19 protein-coding genes and 1 pseudogene are annotated in these 15,144 nt (G+C 71.6%); 14 read left to right on the top strand and 6 right to left on the bottom strand.

All coding sequences use genetic code 11. From position 1 onward, the window contains the following. Nucleotides 1-99: 99 nt before the first annotated feature. The 3 genes from ABZ951_RS18165 to ABZ951_RS18175 all read right to left on the bottom strand — a co-directional run bounded on the left by ABZ951_RS18165 (nucleotide 100) and on the right by ABZ951_RS18175 (nucleotide 1,872). The gene (locus tag ABZ951_RS18165) at nucleotides 100-597 is read right to left on the bottom strand and encodes a nucleoside deaminase (protein ID WP_344095000.1); all 498 of its coding nucleotides are present in this window, start codon (nucleotides 595-597) and stop codon (nucleotides 100-102) included. A gap of 93 nt (nucleotides 598-690) precedes the next feature. Beyond that, nucleotides 691-1,161, bottom strand: coding sequence for a cyanase (gene cynS, locus ABZ951_RS18170; RefSeq protein ID WP_344095022.1), 471 nt, complete (start codon nucleotides 1,159-1,161; stop codon nucleotides 691-693). 108 nt (nucleotides 1,162-1,269) lie between these two features. Then, the gene (locus ABZ951_RS18175; protein WP_344095002.1) at nucleotides 1,270-1,872 is read right to left on the bottom strand and encodes a carbonic anhydrase; all 603 of its coding nucleotides are present in this window, start codon (nucleotides 1,870-1,872) and stop codon (nucleotides 1,270-1,272) included. Nucleotides 1,873-1,995: 123 nt separating this feature from the next. On the opposite strand from ABZ951_RS18175, the gene cynR reads away from it, so the two are divergent. The 5 genes from cynR (at nucleotide 1,996) to ABZ951_RS18200 (ending at nucleotide 5,639) form a co-directional block, all read left to right on the top strand. After that, nucleotides 1,996-2,913 (top strand): transcriptional regulator CynR, encoded by a 918-nt coding sequence (cynR, locus tag ABZ951_RS18180; RefSeq protein WP_344095004.1) that lies wholly within the window; start codon nucleotides 1,996-1,998, stop codon nucleotides 2,911-2,913. Nucleotides 2,914-2,987: 74 nt separating this feature from the next. Further along, nucleotides 2,988-3,830, top strand: a complete 843-nt coding sequence (locus ABZ951_RS18185; RefSeq protein ID WP_344095006.1) for a 3-keto-5-aminohexanoate cleavage protein — start codon at nucleotides 2,988-2,990, stop codon at nucleotides 3,828-3,830. 131 nt (nucleotides 3,831-3,961) lie between these two features. After that, on the top strand, nucleotides 3,962-4,411 hold the full coding sequence (locus ABZ951_RS18190; RefSeq protein WP_344095008.1) for a helix-turn-helix domain-containing protein: 450 nt from the start codon (nucleotides 3,962-3,964) through the stop codon (nucleotides 4,409-4,411). A 252-nt stretch (nucleotides 4,412-4,663) separates the two neighbouring features. Next, nucleotides 4,664-4,846 carry a hypothetical protein gene (locus tag ABZ951_RS18195; RefSeq protein ID WP_344095010.1) on the top strand — a complete coding sequence of 61 codons (183 nt, stop codon included), beginning with the start codon at nucleotides 4,664-4,666 and terminating at the stop codon, nucleotides 4,844-4,846. A gap of 343 nt (nucleotides 4,847-5,189) precedes the next feature. Next, complete coding sequence (locus ABZ951_RS18200) at nucleotides 5,190-5,639, top strand: nucleoside deaminase (protein ID WP_344095012.1); 450 nt, start codon at nucleotides 5,190-5,192, stop codon at nucleotides 5,637-5,639. 20 nt (nucleotides 5,640-5,659) lie between these two features. On the opposite strand, the gene ABZ951_RS18205 is transcribed toward ABZ951_RS18200, so the two are convergent. Then, nucleotides 5,660-6,499 (bottom strand): alpha-L-glutamate ligase, encoded by an 840-nt coding sequence (locus tag ABZ951_RS18205; RefSeq protein WP_344095014.1) that lies wholly within the window; start codon nucleotides 6,497-6,499, stop codon nucleotides 5,660-5,662. Nucleotides 6,500-6,504: 5 nt separating this feature from the next. Continuing rightward, complete coding sequence (locus ABZ951_RS18210) at nucleotides 6,505-7,395, bottom strand: hypothetical protein (protein WP_344095016.1); 891 nt, start codon at nucleotides 7,393-7,395, stop codon at nucleotides 6,505-6,507. 344 nt (nucleotides 7,396-7,739) lie between these two features. On the opposite strand from ABZ951_RS18210, the gene ABZ951_RS18215 reads away from it, so the two are divergent. Continuing rightward, a complete protein-coding gene (locus ABZ951_RS18215) occupies nucleotides 7,740-8,228 on the top strand; it encodes a glutathione peroxidase (RefSeq protein ID WP_344095018.1) in 489 nt (162 codons plus the stop codon). A 57-nt stretch (nucleotides 8,229-8,285) separates the two neighbouring features. Here the strand turns inward: ABZ951_RS18215 and ABZ951_RS18220 are convergent, their stop codons facing one another. Then, nucleotides 8,286-8,528: an alpha/beta hydrolase gene (locus tag ABZ951_RS18220; RefSeq protein WP_344094998.1), complete on the bottom strand. Its 243-nt coding sequence runs from the start codon at nucleotides 8,526-8,528 to the stop codon at nucleotides 8,286-8,288. Nucleotides 8,529-8,767: 239 nt separating this feature from the next. On the opposite strand from ABZ951_RS18220, the gene ABZ951_RS18225 reads away from it, so the two are divergent. The 8 genes and pseudogenes from ABZ951_RS18225 (at nucleotide 8,768) to hemC (ending at nucleotide 15,127) form a co-directional block, all read left to right on the top strand. After that, nucleotides 8,768-9,979 carry a helix-turn-helix transcriptional regulator gene (locus ABZ951_RS18225; protein WP_344094996.1) on the top strand — a complete coding sequence of 404 codons (1,212 nt, stop codon included), beginning with the start codon at nucleotides 8,768-8,770 and terminating at the stop codon, nucleotides 9,977-9,979. A 93-nt stretch (nucleotides 9,980-10,072) separates the two neighbouring features. Then, nucleotides 10,073-10,540 carry a hypothetical protein gene (locus ABZ951_RS18230; RefSeq protein WP_344094994.1) on the top strand — a complete coding sequence of 156 codons (468 nt, stop codon included), beginning with the start codon at nucleotides 10,073-10,075 and terminating at the stop codon, nucleotides 10,538-10,540. A gap of 343 nt (nucleotides 10,541-10,883) precedes the next feature. Beyond that, on the top strand, nucleotides 10,884-11,198 hold the full coding sequence (locus ABZ951_RS18235; protein ID WP_344094992.1) for a hypothetical protein: 315 nt from the start codon (nucleotides 10,884-10,886) through the stop codon (nucleotides 11,196-11,198). Nucleotides 11,199-11,303: 105 nt separating this feature from the next. Beyond that, nucleotides 11,304-11,588: a hypothetical protein gene (locus ABZ951_RS18240; RefSeq protein WP_344094990.1), complete on the top strand. Its 285-nt coding sequence runs from the start codon at nucleotides 11,304-11,306 to the stop codon at nucleotides 11,586-11,588. A 5-nt stretch (nucleotides 11,589-11,593) separates the two neighbouring features. Further along, a complete protein-coding gene (locus tag ABZ951_RS18245; RefSeq protein WP_344094988.1) occupies nucleotides 11,594-12,595 on the top strand; it encodes an MvdC/MvdD family ATP grasp protein in 1,002 nt (333 codons plus the stop codon). Next, nucleotides 12,592-13,704 carry a methyltransferase domain-containing protein gene (locus tag ABZ951_RS18250; RefSeq protein WP_344094986.1) on the top strand — a complete coding sequence of 371 codons (1,113 nt, stop codon included), beginning with the start codon at nucleotides 12,592-12,594 and terminating at the stop codon, nucleotides 13,702-13,704. Before ABZ951_RS18245 ends, ABZ951_RS18250 begins: the two co-directional genes overlap by 4 nt. Before the next feature lie 237 nt (nucleotides 13,705-13,941). Further along, nucleotides 13,942-14,046 (top strand): annotated as a pseudogene (locus ABZ951_RS18255) (glutathione peroxidase); the annotation flags it as partial. Nucleotides 14,047-14,191: 145 nt separating this feature from the next. Beyond that, complete coding sequence (gene hemC / locus ABZ951_RS18260; protein WP_344094983.1) at nucleotides 14,192-15,127, top strand: hydroxymethylbilane synthase; 936 nt, start codon at nucleotides 14,192-14,194, stop codon at nucleotides 15,125-15,127. Nucleotides 15,128-15,144: the final 17 nt, after the last annotated feature.

Raw genomic sequence — 15,144 nt, forward strand, 5'->3', positions numbered from 1 at the left:
GTCACCCCCACCGGCGCCGCCCGCGGCCCGGCCCGGCGTCAGGCCGGCCCGGGGCGCGTGCCCGAGGGGTGCGGAGGTCCCGCACCCCTCACGGTGCTCTCAGGCGGTGGGAGCGCCGGCCACGCGGCGCTCGCCGCCGTTGCGCTCCTGCCACGCCCGGTAGACGTCGACCGCGGCGTCCCGCGCCTCGTGGCGCATCGGCAGCCGCCGCTCGGTCCAGTCCTTGGCGAACTCGCCGTAAAAAGTGTCGAGTTCGAAGTACTTGCGGTCGTCCACGTAGTGGGGCTCGTAGGCGTCTCGGGTGGTGAGGAAGACGACTTCGTCCGGTGAGCAGTAGTACAGCGAGCCGAGGCACATCGGGCAGGGGTGGGCGAGCACGTAGATGGTGGTGCCGGTCAGGTGCTCGGTGCCCAGCTTCCCGCACGCCTCGCGGATGGCGAGGATCTCGGCGTGCGCGGTCGGGTCGGAGGTCTGCGCGACCAGATTCGGGCTCTCGGCCAGGATCTCGCCGTCCTTGACGATGACCGTCGCGAAGGGGCGGCCGCCTTCCGCGACGTTGCGGCGGGCGATGTCGATGGTGCGCTGTGCGAAGTCCACGGGGTTCCTCCCGGAAAGAGGGGTGAGGGTGCGGGGGCGGGCCGGTGGCGTCGTCGCCACGGGCCCGCCCCGCGGCCGGCCGGACCGGTCGGCTCAGAAGGGCTTGGTGGGGAGGTACTTGCCGTCCAGGGTGATGACGGCGCGCTCGCCGCCCTCGGGGTCGGCGACCTTCTTCACGTCGAGCTTGAAGTTGATCGCGCTGATGATGCCGTCCCCGAACTGCTCGTGGACCAGGGCCTTGAGGGTGGTGCCGTAGACCTGGAGCATCTCGTAGAAGCGGTAGATGGTCGGGTCGGTCGGTATGCCGCCGGGGATGGAGCCGCGGGTCGGGACGGTCTGCAGCAGCCGCGCCGCGTCGTCGTCCAGGCCGAGGAGCTCGGCGACGGCCTCGGCCGCGGCCTCGGGCAGGGGGTGCTGGCCGAGGACGGCGGCGGTGACGAAGGCGACCGACAGGCCGGCGGCGTCGGCGATCTGCTGCCAGGAGAGGTCCTTGCGCACCTTGGCCTCGACGGCGGTGACGGCGAGGGCCTGACGGGCGGTGGGGTCGAGCTGGGCGTGCACCATGGACATGGCTTCCTTTCGAAGGTGTGCCGTCCCGCCGGGGGGCGGGAGGCAGGGGGTTCCGGGGAGTCCCGGCGCCGGACGGTGCCGGGGGCGGCCGTGGGGCCGGGGTCAGGCCGCGGGGGCGGCCCGGTGGCCGGCGGCGCCGAGGTCTTCGACGGTCCCGGTGGGGATGTCGTAGACCCAGCCGCGCAGGGTGAGCGCGTCCGCGGCGAGGGCGCGGGCCACCGAGGGGTGGGTGGCGAGGTTCGCCAGCTGGGCGCGGACGTTCTCCCGCACCAGGGCCGCCACCTGCCCGGCCCCGGCCCCGGCGGCGACGCGGGCCCGCGAGGCGTCGGCGTGCCGCAGCCAGTCGGCGACCGCGGGGGCGGCGCTCAGGTCGTGGTGCTCGGCGAGGGCGGTCATCGCGCCGCAGGCGGAGTGCCCGCACACCACGATCTCGCGCACCCCCAGGACGGCCACCGCGTACTCGATGCCGGCGGCGACCGCATCGGCGCCGGGGGTGTAGGCGGGGACGAGGTTTCCGGCGGTGCGGATGACGAACAGCTCGCCCGGCTCGCTCTGGGTGATGAGCTCCGGCACCACTCGGGCGTCCGAACAGCTGATGAACAGCGTCGCCGGCCGGTGGGTCGCGGCCAGGCGGGCGAAGAGCTCCGCCTTGGCCGGGTAGACGTCCCGCCGGAACCGCGCGACGCCCTCGGTGAGGTCTTGCATGGTCACTCCCTTCGTGGCTGCCGGCCCCGTGGGGCTGACGGGATCCACCATGCACGACCTGCACCTATAGCGTCCAAGACGCAATAACCATGATTGCTATTGTTGGCATCTATAGTTGCGGCCATGGCTCTGGAACTGCGTCATCTGCGCTATCTGCTCGCCGTCGCCGAGCACGGCAACTTCACCCGCGCCGCGGAAGACCTGCGGGTCTCCCAGCCCACGCTCTCCCAGCAGGTCAAGCAGCTGGAACGCACCGTCGGCGCCCAGCTCCTCGACCGCACCGGCCGCACCGTGCGGCTCACCGACGCGGGCGAGACCTACGCGCACTACGCCCGCCGCGCCCTGCGCGACCTGGCGGCCGCCGAGCGCGCCGTCCTGGACGTGGCCGACCTCTCGCGCGGCCACCTGCGCCTGGCCCTGACGCCGACCTTCACGGCCTACCTCGTCGGCCCCCTCACCGCCGAGCTCCACACCCGCCACCCGGGAATCACGCTGACCGTCCAGGAGATGACCCAGGACCGCATCGAAGCCGGGCTGCTCGCCGACGAACTCGACCTCGGCATCGCCTTCCAGGGCCCCCACCTGCCGGGCATCACCGCGACCGCCCTGTTCACCGAGACCCTCAGCCTCGTCACGGGCACCGAGCGGCCCGGCGCGCGCCCGGCCGGCGCCCGCGCGCAGGCGCTGCCCGTCCGCTCCGCCGCGGACCGGCATCTCGCGCTGCTCAGCGAGGACTTCGCGACCCGAGGGCACATCGACGCCTACTTCGCCGCCCACCGGGTGCGGCCGCACATCGCGGTGGAGGCCAACTCCGTCCAGGCGCTGACCGAGATCGTCCGGCGCACCCCGCTGGCCACCGTCCTGCCCGACGCCGTCACCCACGACCACCCGCACCTCGAACCCGTCCCGCTGGAGCCGCCCCTGCCCGCCCGCACCGTCACCCTGCTGCGGCGCGAGAACGCGTACCGGAGCGCGGCCGCCCGCGCCTTCACCGACCTCGTCCACCACCTCGTCCGCACCCGCGGCTACGCCCCCGCCTGACCACGGACGGGGGTGCACGCGGGGTGGCCTCACGACCCGTCAGCACGGCTGTGCCGCAAGGTCACGGCGGCCCGATGTCAGACCCCCCTGCCACCATGGTCCTCATGTTGCAGGTATGCCTGAACGGCTCCCGAAGCCGGGACGAATGCCCGGTCGTCCCCGTCACCGCGGCCGAGCTCGCGGAAGCGGCGCGCGCCGCGGTCGCCGCCGGTGCGGAGGCCGTCCGGCTGCACCCGCGGACGCTGGACGGGGGCGACACCCTTGACGCCGGAGCCGTCGCCGAGGCGCTGCTGGCCGTGCGCGCGGCCGTGCCGGGCATACCGGTGGGCGTCAGCACGGGCGCCCGGTCGGTGCCGGACGCGCGGCGGCGCGCCGCGCTGGTCCGCGCCTGGACGGTCCTGCCCGACCACGCCTCCGTCGACTGGCACGAGGACGGCGCGGATCTGGTCGCCCGCGCCCTGTGGGAACGGGGCGTCGGCATCGAGGCGGGCGTGCGCTCGGGCACGGACGCCGCGGGCCGGTTGCGGGCCTCCCCGCTCTCGGGGCAGGTCCAGCGGGTGCTCGCCGGGGTCACCGACACCGACCCCTTCACCGCGCTGGCCACGGCCAAAGCGCTGCTGCGCGCGCTCGGTCCGGGTCTTGGAGCCCCGGTGCTGCTGCACGGGCAGGGCGGCGGCGCGTGGCCGGTCCTGCGCCTGGCGACCGCCCTCGGGCTCGCGCGGCGCGTCGGCCTGGAGGACGTGACGCACACGCCCGACGGGCACCCCGCCACCGGCAACGGCGCCCTGGTGCGGGCCGCTCGCGCCCTGACGGCTCCGCTCGGGCGGAGCGCCGCCGGCCGGGCCGGCGCCTGGACGGCTCCCCGGGTGGCCGCGCCCATGAGGCCGCGGGCGGCGCGCCTGGTCTGCGGGGTGTAGCGGCCCGCGGGGCCGTTCGGCCGCCTGCGGGGGGGCGATCAGGGGGGATCAGGGGGATGTGAGCAGAGGGCTGATCGGAGGGTTGATCAGAGGGTTGGGGAAGCAAATCCACCTGCTTTACGATGGAGGGCATGACGACACCGCGCCCCTGTTCGATCGCCGACGCGCTCGGCGTGGTCGGAGAGAAGTACTCCCTGCTGGTACTGCGCGAGGTCTTCTTCGGCGTCCGGCGCTTCGACGCCATCGCGCGGAACACCGGGGCCCCTCGCGACATCCTCGCCGCCCGGCTGCGGCGCCTGGTGGAAGCGGGCGTCCTGGAGAAGGTCCCCTACAACGAGCGCCCCGCCCGCTTCGAGTACTGCCCGACCGACGCGGGGTACGACCTGCGGCCGGTCCTGCTGATGCTGATGCGCTGGGGCGACCGGCACCTCGCCGAGGTGCCGCCGACCGTGCTGGAGCACTCCTGCGGTGCCGACCTCGACCCCGTCGTCGTGTGCCGGTGCTGCGGCGAGGAGGTCGACAACGCCGATTTGACATCGCGCTTCCAGGTCGAGGGCTGGGGAGTGGAAGGCGCGGCCTGAGCCGTGCCCGGCGTGCCACCGGCCCGCACCCGGGCCCCGGCCCATGAGCTGTGCGCAAACGGCCACTTGGCAGTCGCCGGGACCGCCGCCCGATGTTCCGCACGGCGACCGGCGGTTGACGCCCGGGCGGGTGGGCCGCGCGCGACGCGAGTGGCCTCGATGACGGCTGACCGGACACCGCCGTCCGGGCCGAAGTCCACTAGAATTCAGGGCATTCCCCGTTGTCGCCAGGTGATCCGCTGGGGGTCCGTCGTGAGCGTCTTCGCCGAGGCCATGCGACAGCGGGTGCGCGACGCGCGGGCCGCGCTGGCAGCGGCGCGAGCCGCCGGGGACGCCTATGAGGCGGCTGTGGCGGAGGATGAGCTGGAGGACGCGCTGCGGCTCGCCCGCTGCCACGGCGTCGATCCGGACGAGCCCTCTCCGCTCCCGCGGTAACACCGCACCGGCCGACGGCCGTTCCGCGCGGGGAGGCAGGCGGCGGAAGCGGGTGGCCGGAGACGGCTGAAGAGGGCGGCCGGAGGCGGTGCCGCCGCGGGAGCCGATGGTCAGTGGCATGCGGCTGACACGAGAGCGGATAGGGCCCGAGGAGGTCGTCCCCCCCCAGGCGGATGGTTGCCCGGGCCCCCTGCCCCGGCGAGGGGCGGAGTACGCCCTGCCGCGTGACCGTGTCGCCCTGCGGCTCGGGCCGGTGCCGCAGGCCGGGGCGCGGAGCGCCGGTGCGGCGGCGGTGGGCGCATAGCGCGGGCGGCCGGGGGCGAACGGGGGGAGAATCACTCCCATGGCCGACGATCCCCGGCGGATGCTGCGGGTCGCCCTCGAACAGGCCCGCACCGGGCTCGCCGAGGGCGGCGTTCCCATCGGCGCCGCCCTGTTCGGTCCCGGCGGGGAACTGCTGGGCGCCGGGCGCAACCGCCGGGTGCAGGACGGCGATCCCGCCACGCACGCCGAGACGGCGGCCTTCCGGGCCGCCGGCAGGCGCCCGGCGGGCTATGCCGACACCACCATGGTCACCACGCTGGCCCCGTGCTGGTACTGCTCCGGCCTGATCCGTCAGTTCCGCATCGGCCGTGTCGTCATCGGCGAGGCCACCACGTTCCCGGGCGCCCACCGCTGGCTGGCCGAGGCCGGGGTCCCCCTCGTCCTCCTCGACGACGGGGAATGCGCCGAGCTGATGCGGGCGTTCGTCCGCGACAACCCCGAGCTGTGGAACGAGGACATCGGCCTGTGACGGGTGCGACTCCGGCCCGCTCAGCCCACCGGGAGCCGGCCGGGCCGGTACCGGCCCGCCGCCGTCCGCAGGGCCAGCTCGGCCAGGGCCTCGGGGGCGCCCTCCTGGCCGCGGATCCCGGGGAAGGCGTTGATGTCGACGATCAGCGGGCCGCCGTCCGCGTCGAGGAGGTCGACGCCGTACACGTCGAGGGCGAAGACCTCGCCGACGCGGCGCACCGTCTCGATCCAGTCCGCGGGCAGGCCGCGGGCGGCCGGCGCCCCGCCCCTGCCCTGGCGCGGCAGGTCGTGGGCGGCCAGCTCGGAGCGGCGCAGGTCAGCGAAGATCTCGTCACCGACGACCCAGACCTTGCGGTCCCAGCCGTCGTTCGGGGTGAAGGGCTGGACGACCACCGGCTCGTCCGGCCAGCGCGCCGCCAGCGCGCGCAGCCCGGCCGGGTCCTCCACCCGGGCCACCAGGTCGTGACGGCGGCTGTGACGGCTCTTGACCACGAAGGGGTACGCGAAGCCGGCGCCGGCCTCCGGGTGCGACAGCGCCGGCAGGGTGGTGGTCGCGGCGAAGGGCAGCCCGGCGCGCAGGGCCAGCTCGGCCATGGCGGTCCGGTCCTGGCACAGCTCGGTGGCGGCGGCCGAGTTCAGCACGGGGGCGCCGTGCTGTTCGAGAAGGCGGGCGAAGGCCAGGGCGCGCGGACTCCGCGTCTTGAGCAGGTACACGTCGGAGAGAACCGCGGGGACCGCCCCCGGCAGGGGTTCGGCCGTGCCGGGGTCGAGCGACTCGACCTGGTGGCGGGGCGTCAGCAGTGCCGTGGCCGCGGCGAGGACCGGGTGGTCCGGCGTGGGCGTCAGCAGGCAGATCTTCATGGGCCTCACGCTCCGCCGCCCACCCGCACCGGCAGCAGCGCGCCCGGCCCGGCACCCGGGAGGGAGGAGGGCACGCCGGGCCGGGACGGCCCCGCGTGGGCCAGGCGCAGCACGGCCCAGGCCACCCGGGCCACCGCGTCGGGCACCTGACGGAAGCTCGGGAAGTCGTTGACGTCGACGAGTACCGGGCCGTCGGCGCCGAGGACGATGTCCACCCCGTACAGGTCGAGGCCGTAGACGGTGCCGACCTCGGCGGCGATCGCCGCCACCTCGGGGGTCAGCGGCACCTGGCGTTCGCGCGCGGGCCGGTCGGGGTGGAGGGGCGAGCAGCGCTCGGTCGCGTACAGCTCCCCGTCGACGCAGTACACCTTGAGGTCGATGCCCGAGTTGGGCACGTACGGCTGGGCGATCAGCATGCCGCCCCCGGCCTCGGCACCGGCCTCCGTGAGCCGGTCCGGGGAGGGCACCAGGCGCACGGCCCGGCCCGAGCTGCCGTCGGCGGGCTTGACGACCAGCGGGTACTCGGCCGCGGGTATCTCCGCGAACTCCTCCGCCCGGGCCGCCGCGTAGGTCACCGGGACGGGCAGGCCGTGACTCTCCGCGATCACCGCGGCGAGGGCTTTGTCCCGCACCCCGCGGATCGACCGGGCGTCGTTCACCGTGGTCAGGCCGACGGTCGCGGCGGCTTCCAGCAGGGTGAGGCCGGGGCCGCCGGACACGGTCTTGAGGATCCAGGCGTCGTGGACGCCCGAGCGGACGGTCTCGGAGAGCTTGAGGAGGGAGCCGCCGGGCCGCACCACGTCCACACGGTGACCCCACGCGGTGAGTTGGCGGATCACGTCCACCGGCATGCCGTCGTGCCGGTACTGCTCCTCCACCAGGAAGCAGAGTCTCATTGGTGCATCCTCATAATCCCCGGATGTCCGCCGATCCTCCCGGCGGACTGTGACGGCTCAGGATGTCATGGGCCGGGCGACCGGATCGCCCAGGGCTGTCTCATTTTCATGGCAACACCACCGGTCGACGTCTGTTTTTCTCCGTATCCGACCGACTGGTGCGGGTGTCGGATGATCTGGGGTACGGCTTGTTCGTGAGGGTCACCGCGCTCGGACCGGGTATCCGGGAAGATCGGTGGGGCCGCGGAGGTTGACACGGACAATGAGGACGGCCGTCCGTCACCTCCGACCACGGGCCCACGGCCGCCCACGACGACCCATGGCAGACCGCCCGAGGAGTTCCGTTGAGTCTCTACGACATCCCGCTGCGCACCCTGACCGGTGACCCCGCTTCCCTCGCCGACTACCGCGGCAAGGCGCTGCTGGTGGTGAACGTGGCGTCCAAGTGCGGCCTGACCCCGCAGTACGAGGGCCTGGAGCGGCTCCAGGAGCGCTATGCCGGGCGCGGCTTCAGCGTGCTCGGCTTCCCGAGCAACCAGTTCGCGGGCCAGGAGCCCGGCTCGGCGGAGGAGATCGCGGCCTTCTGCTCGGCGACGTACGGCGTGAGCTTCCCGCTGTTCGAGAAGACCGACGTGAACGGGGAGGGCCGGCACCCGCTGTACACGGAGCTGACCCGGACCGAGGACGGCACGGGCGAGGCCGGGGACGTCCAGTGGAACTTCGAGAAGTTCCTGCTCTCCCCGCGGGGCGAGGTCGTGGGCCGGTTCCGCCCGCGCGTCGAGCCCGAGGCGGACGAGGTGGTCCGGGCGATCGAGGCCCAGCTGCCGGCCTGACGCCGGGCCGGGCCGCGGGCGGCGCCGGTGGGGGTGACCCCACCGGCGCCGCTTTCGTCAGCGGCAGGTGGTGCGGTCGGGGGGCAGCGTGCCGTCCAGCAGGAAGGCGTCGATCTTCTCGTTCACGCACGCGGCGTCCGGCGACCCGTAGACGCCGTGCCCGCCTCCGGTGTCGGTCAGTCTGACGGCCGGGCCGACGGCGCGGGCCATCGCCGTCAGCCACCGGACGGGGGTCGCCGGGTCGTACTCGCCGGTGTGCATCAGGATCTTCGGGGCGCCGACGGCCCTGACGTCAATCATGAAGGCGGTCGGCGGCACACCGGCGCCGGCCCAGCAGTATGAGCCCTACCCGGGCGAGGGTGCAGACGGCCGTCGCCCTCGCCGTCCTGCTCCCCGCCCTCATCGACGCCGCCGACATCCCCTTCACCCTCCCGTGGGTCGCCGCGGCCCTCGCCACCGCCGACGGTCTCTGACGCACAGGCGTGCCCCTACCATCGGAATGGACGCCGCAGAGTTCTAGCTGACTCCCCGAGGTGAACGTGAGCAACTGGGCTGACCTAACAAACGGTAAGCGGATCAAGCACCTTCGGGGCTCTGATCTGACCCAACAGGGCCTGGCCGAGGCAGCAGGGGTATCGCTCGCCCTCGTGCAGAAGGCTGAGCAGGATCGAGGCGAACTGTCTGTCGGCTCCCTGCTGAAACTCGCCAGTGCTCTGCACACGGATGTTGGCGTGATCCTCGGCCAACAGGCCCCGCGTCGCGGCATGAAGGGCAGTGACCGCGCGGCGCTCCGCCAATTGTCTGATGCGGTGCACGAGAGCGCCCTCGGCGAGTGGGACGGCATTGATGATCCGAGCTCAGTCGAAGAACTGGGCCGGGCTCGTGACCTCGCCTGGTCCGCCTTTTGGAAAAGCGACACAGCAGCACTCAGCAATCTTGCCTCGAAAGTCCTCATGGAGGGGCACGTCAGGTACGACAGTGCGATGGGCAGGGAGCGCGAGCAGGTCGGGCTCATCCTGGCCAGCACGTACCGCGTAGCCGCATCGTGCGCCAACGGATTCGGACAGAGGGACCTCGCGTTGAGTGCACTCACGTCGGCAAAGCTGCGTGCCCGAGAAGTCGATGACCCCATCATGATGGCGCTCCTTGAATCCACGCTGTCTTGGATCTATTTGCGTGGGGCCAAGATGCCCCGGGCGGTCGCCGTAGCGGAGCGGGCCGCGCTGGCAATCGAGCCGTCGTTCAGGAAGGCTTCCAGGCCACAACTGCTCGCCTACGGCCGTCTGATGATCTCGGCCGCCGTGGCGGCATCACGCCGGGAGGACGAGGCGTCAGCCGACGACTACATTTCGCAGGCGCACGCCGCAGCCGCCCGTCTCGGCAGCGACGAAAAGCTGTACGGAACCGCGTTCGGGCCAACCGCAGCGAAGACGGAAGCCGTAGGGATTCACGTAGCCCTGAAGAACTACGGCCGTGCCCTCAAGCTGGCCAACCAGAAGGACATGGCTGACATCCCCCGGCAGATGTCCATGGTGGCAAGGAACCGCTACAAGCTCGATGTTGCCCTCGCGCAGTGCGCGGCGGGCCTCCATGACCAAGCAGCAAGCACCCTGATCGAGGTGGGGCTCGACGCGCCCGAGTGGGTACGCCATCAGGCCCTGCCTGGTGTCATCGGTCAGCGGATTGCCAAGATCTCCACGGCGAAGGTCCGCCACATCAGCGAGGTCATTGGGGTTCCCTTGATCACGTGAGCCCTACGGAGCGTACGAGTCGTCACTGACGATCTAGTGAGGTCGTACGCTCCGTCACTTCAGGTTGGCCTCGGAAGCGAGCACGATTTCCACATGGTCAGCAACCAGAGGGCCGAACCTCAGCAGCATCCGCCTGCCGCACGTCGGACGGAAGCCGATCGCCAACGACGGCGCACCCTCGCAGACGCTGCAAGCCTCACGCCGAAGATCGAACGCTTCAGGTGCGTCGTCTATCTCTCCGGCATCCCCAGCGCCGACGCCGATCAATACCGGCAGGAGTGCCAGGAAACCGCCCGGGTCCTCGGATGGGACGTCGTGGCTGTGGTCGTGGAGGACGGCGAGCAGCTCGCCGTCCCGCCGCGCGAACGCGAGGGGCTGACTTCGGCCCTCAGCCACCTGCTCCGTGGGGAAGTCGGCGCGATCCTGACGGCTTGGCGCTCGATGATCTCGCCGTCTGTCGACGAGTGCAGAGAGATCCTCCGCGAGATCGAAGAGTCCGGCGGATTCGTGTACACGAAGCTGCTCGCTGCCCCGGAGGAAAAGAACGGAGCGGCGCCTTGACGATCTCGCTACCCCACTCGTCCGGGCCCGGCGGAGTCACCGTCGGTACGACAGTGGACGAGTGCGCCGACTGCACCCGCCTCAACAATATTCGGCGCCGGGCGTGGACTCCGCCAACGGTGAACTGGGGCACTGAGAAATGGGCTCGTGAACAGTTCCATGAGCACTGGACGGAGGTGCACCGTGCCTAGGCCCCGTGCGCCAAAGGTCAAGGCAGTAGTAGCCGCTGACTGCAAGGACTGCGCGAAGATCCGAGCCAGCCTGGCGGACGCTGCGAGTCAGGGTGATGTCGACAGGGTGGGCACACTGGACGTGGTGTTAGGCCGTCATGAGAGGGCCGCACATGTCCAGGGTTGAGAGCCACCCTGCCGACAATGATCCGCCCGCGCGAGTTGCCTTGGTGGTTGGGCAAACGAAGGCGGTCGCAGCACCCGAGACGCCGCCTGCGCCCAGTCCGTTCGTCTACGACACGCCGCAGTTCCGCAGTGCGCTACGCAAGGCGGTGACGCGCGAGTTTGGCCGTGAGACCGAGGAACTGGAAGCGTTCGCCGACGCCCTGGAGCGGCTTGAGCGGTTCTTCGTGGGCACGACCGCCACGCATGATTCCTACCCTTCCGCCGGAGGCACCTCCCCGCATCCCTTCCCGGCGGAGGGGTAGGCACGAACGCCCGGCGGGTCGATCCTGGAGAGTTTCGGCCGGCCGGGTGCACCACCGCACAGCGGTGCAGGGAAGGCCCCCGCACCGAACGTTCGAGGAGGACCTGTGTCCGTACTCACTGACCGACTCCCGACTCGGGACCGCGCGATCAGCCCCGAACCGGCCGGCCTCGTTGAGACCCGGCCGTTCGGGCTCGATGCGCTGACCAACTTGTCGCCCGTGGGCATCTCGTCGCACACGTTCACCGTCGATCCCGCCTCGCAGCTCTCCGTCATCGACGGCGAGATCTGCATCAACGCTCCGGCCCACATGAACAACACGATTTGCAACACGGAGTCCGACGGGCAGGACGCCATCGGGGGTGTGGACGAAGACCAGAACGACGACTGACACCCATGACCACACCATCCGGTGAGAGTACGCGCGGCCAGGCGCCGCGCGTGCTCGTCGTCACCTTCGCCTTAGACCCGACCGCCGACTACGTGCTGCGCGAACTCAACGCGCGCCGCGTACCTTTCTGGCGTACCGACCTCGCCGACTTCCCCACCCGCTCTCAGCTGTCCGCCGCACTGGGCACCGACGGCCGATGGCGAGGCGCCATGCACGACTCCGCGCGCGGGGTGGACCTCTCGGAAGTCCGGGCTGTCTGGTGGCGCAAGCCGACGCCGTTCGCTTTCCCTGAAACCATGAGCGCCCCCGAGCAGGCGTTCGCCACGTCACAGGCCAAACGCGCCTTCTCCGGCGTGCTCGGCTCCCTCCCCGACGTGTTGTGGATCAACCGCCCCGAGCGCAACGCAGACTGCACCAAACCTCGGCAGCTAGCCGCCGCGGCCGAGGCCGGCCTGCACGTACCTGAGACCCTGATCACGAACAACCCCGCCGACGTCCTACCCTTCGCCGAGCGATGCGGCGGGCGCATCATCACTAAGGTTCTCGGCGGCATCGTCCACACCGAGAACAACACCCGCGGACAGCTCTACACCCACCGCGTCACCCCCGAGCAGTGGACCGACCCCCGTATCGCTCTAACCGCCCACCTGTTTCAGCGTGAGATCACCGACAAGGCGTACGAGATCCGGGTCACCGTCGTCAACGGCCAAGTCTTCCCCGTGGCCATCCACGCTCCGTCCGGCCCCGCCCGCCTCGACTGGCGCCACGACTCCCGCAGCCTCCACTACAGCTCTGCGCTGCTGCCCTCGGACGTTCAGCGGGGCATCGAAACCCTGATGTGGCGACTCGATCTTTCCTTCGCCGCCCTCGACTTCATCGTTGACAGCAACGGCACGCACTACCTCGTTGACGTCAACCCCAATGGCCAGTGGGCGTGGATCGATCAGACCCGCGACGCCATCACGCACGCTCTCGCCAACCTCTTGGAGAAAGGCAGCTCGACGTGAGCACCAAGACCGATCTCGACCAGGAAGCCGCACAGCTTCGCGCCAAGCTCGTGCAGACCCTCGTCGATGCCGGCGACCTGACCGACCCCGCATGGCGGGACGCCTTCGCGGAGGTGCCCCGCCACAAGTGTGCGCCCTACTTCTACGACCACACCGGGCGCAAGGTCGCCGGAGGCGATCCCGAGACACGCGACCAGTGGCTCACCGCCGTCCATGAAAACCGGCCTCTCGTCACGCACCGCACCGGCGGCAGCGCCACGTCAAGCAGCTCGCAGCCCTCGATCATGGCAAGAATGCTCGAAGCGTTGCAGGTCGACGACGGAATGCGCGTCCTCGAACTGGGAGCCGGCACCGGGTACAACGCCGCATTGCTCGCGCACCGGCTCGGGGACGACAATGTCGTGACCATCGACGTCTCACCCGACATCACCGGCCCCGCCCGCGAACACCTCGCCGCCACCGGGCATCACCCACTCGTCGTGACCGGCGACGGCGCCTTCGGCTGGCCGGACAAGGCCCCCTACGACCGCATCCTCGTCACCTGCCAGCTCAGCACCGTTCCCCCCGCGCTCGTGCGGCAACTCGCCGAGGACGGGTTCATCCTCGCCCCCCTCGGCAACGCCCTCGCCCGTATCCGCCGCACCGGTGACCGCACGGCAGAAGGCGCCTTCCTCCCCGGCGGCGCGTTCTTCATGCCGCTGCGTCGAGGCGCCGACGACGGACAACCGGCCCACCGGCCCGCGCTGCCCGACGCCCTCGGCCGGCCGACGCGCGTCCCCGCCACCGCCATCGCGAACAACGACTTCCGCTTTCTCCTGAGCATCGCCGTACCCGGCCTCACATGGCAGTACGACCTCGACGACGACAAACAGCCCACGGGCGCACGCGTCTGGGCATCCGACGGCTCCATTGCCGATCTCAAGGCCGATGGCACCGTGACCGAGGCCGGCCCCCGGAATCTCTGGAGCCTCCTCGAAGAGGAGTACGACACGTACCTCGGCGCCGGCGCGCCCGGCCCCGAGCGCTACGGCGTCACGATTAACGAGGACGCACAGCGTGTCTGGCTGGACACCCCGGACGGGCGAAGCTGGCAGCTGACACCCGCCTGACAAACGACCCGCCACATCCGCACCACTGGCAGTCAGGCGGAGCAGGACGAGCGCGCGCTGGTCCTCCCCCGATGACGCGGCCCCGGTACCTTCGATAGGCACCGGGGCCGCACCTTTGACTGGCTGTTGTGGTTCTGACCTGCTCCTTTCCCCTGGTGCCCCTTGAGTCCCACTGACGTGCGATCGTGGCAACGGCACGACACCGGAGACAGATGAAGTTCTTTGGAGAAGAAACCCGAAAAGTTCCTGCTCTCCCTGCGGGGCGAGGTCGTGGGCCGGTTCCGCCCGCGCGTCGAGCCCGAGGCGGACGAGGTGGTCCGGGCGATCGAGGCCCAGCTGTGATGCCGGGTGCCCCGCAGCCGCGCCACCTTGCACGAGTGCGCAGATCGCACGTCTGCTCGAAATCATCAACTCCCGCGCCACGCCGGTGGAATGCGCTCCCAGCCGGTGTCCGGGAGCACCCGTCCCACGGTCTAGGGTGGGCGCCATGTCCGCCCCCGAACTGATCCGCATCGTCTCCCGCGACTCGCCCATGGCCCTGGCCCAGGTGGAGCGCGTCCGCGCCGAACTGGCCGCGCACCACCCCGGCACCGCCACCGAGGTCGTCCCCGTCAAGACCACCGGTGACAAGTGGATGGGCGACCTCTCCAAGGTCGACGGCAAGGGCGCCTTCACCAAGGAAGTCGACGAGACCCTCCTCGCCGGGCGGGCGGACCTCGCCGTGCACTGCGTCAAGGACGTCCCCGCCGACCGGCCCCTCCCGGCCGGCACGGCCTTCGCCGCCTTCCTGCGGCGCGACGACATCCGCGACGCCCTCGTCCACCCCGGCGGCCTGACCCTCGACGAGCTCCCCGCCGGCACCCGGATCGGCACCTCCTCCGTGCGCCGCAGCGCCCAACTGGCCGCCTCCCACCCGCACCTGCGGTGCGTGCCGATGCGCGGCAACGCCAACCGCCGCCTGGAGAAGCTCGCCGCCGGAGAAGCCGACGCCCTGCTCCTGGCCGTCGCCGGACTGGAGCGCATCGGCCGGGCGGACGTGATCACCGAGGTGCTGCCGGTCGACGTGATGTGCCCGCCGATCGGCGCGGGCACCCTCGCCCTCCAGTGCCGCGAGGGCGACACCGCCCTCATCGACACCGTCAGCGCGCTCGGCGACCGCCACGCCTACCGCGAGACCACCGCGGAGCGGATGCTCCTGCACGTCCTGCAGGGCCACTGCAACAGCCCCGTCGCCGGGTACGCCAAGGCCGAGCGCGGCGGTGACCTCTCCCTGCGGGCCCGGGTGTTCACCCCGGACGGCAAGACCGTCCTCAACGCCCACGAATGGGCCGGCCCCCTCGACCCCGCCACCCTCGGCACCTCCGTGGCCGTCGCCCTGCTGCGCCAGGGCGCGCGGGAGCTGATCGACAGCATCGCCCACTGAACGGCCCGTGCCGCCCC

Origin of the sequence: Streptomyces sp. NPDC046215 (assembly GCF_040646215.1) — a bacterium.
GTDB classification, from domain to species: Bacteria; Actinomycetota; Actinomycetes; order Streptomycetales; family Streptomycetaceae; genus Streptomyces; species Streptomyces stramineus.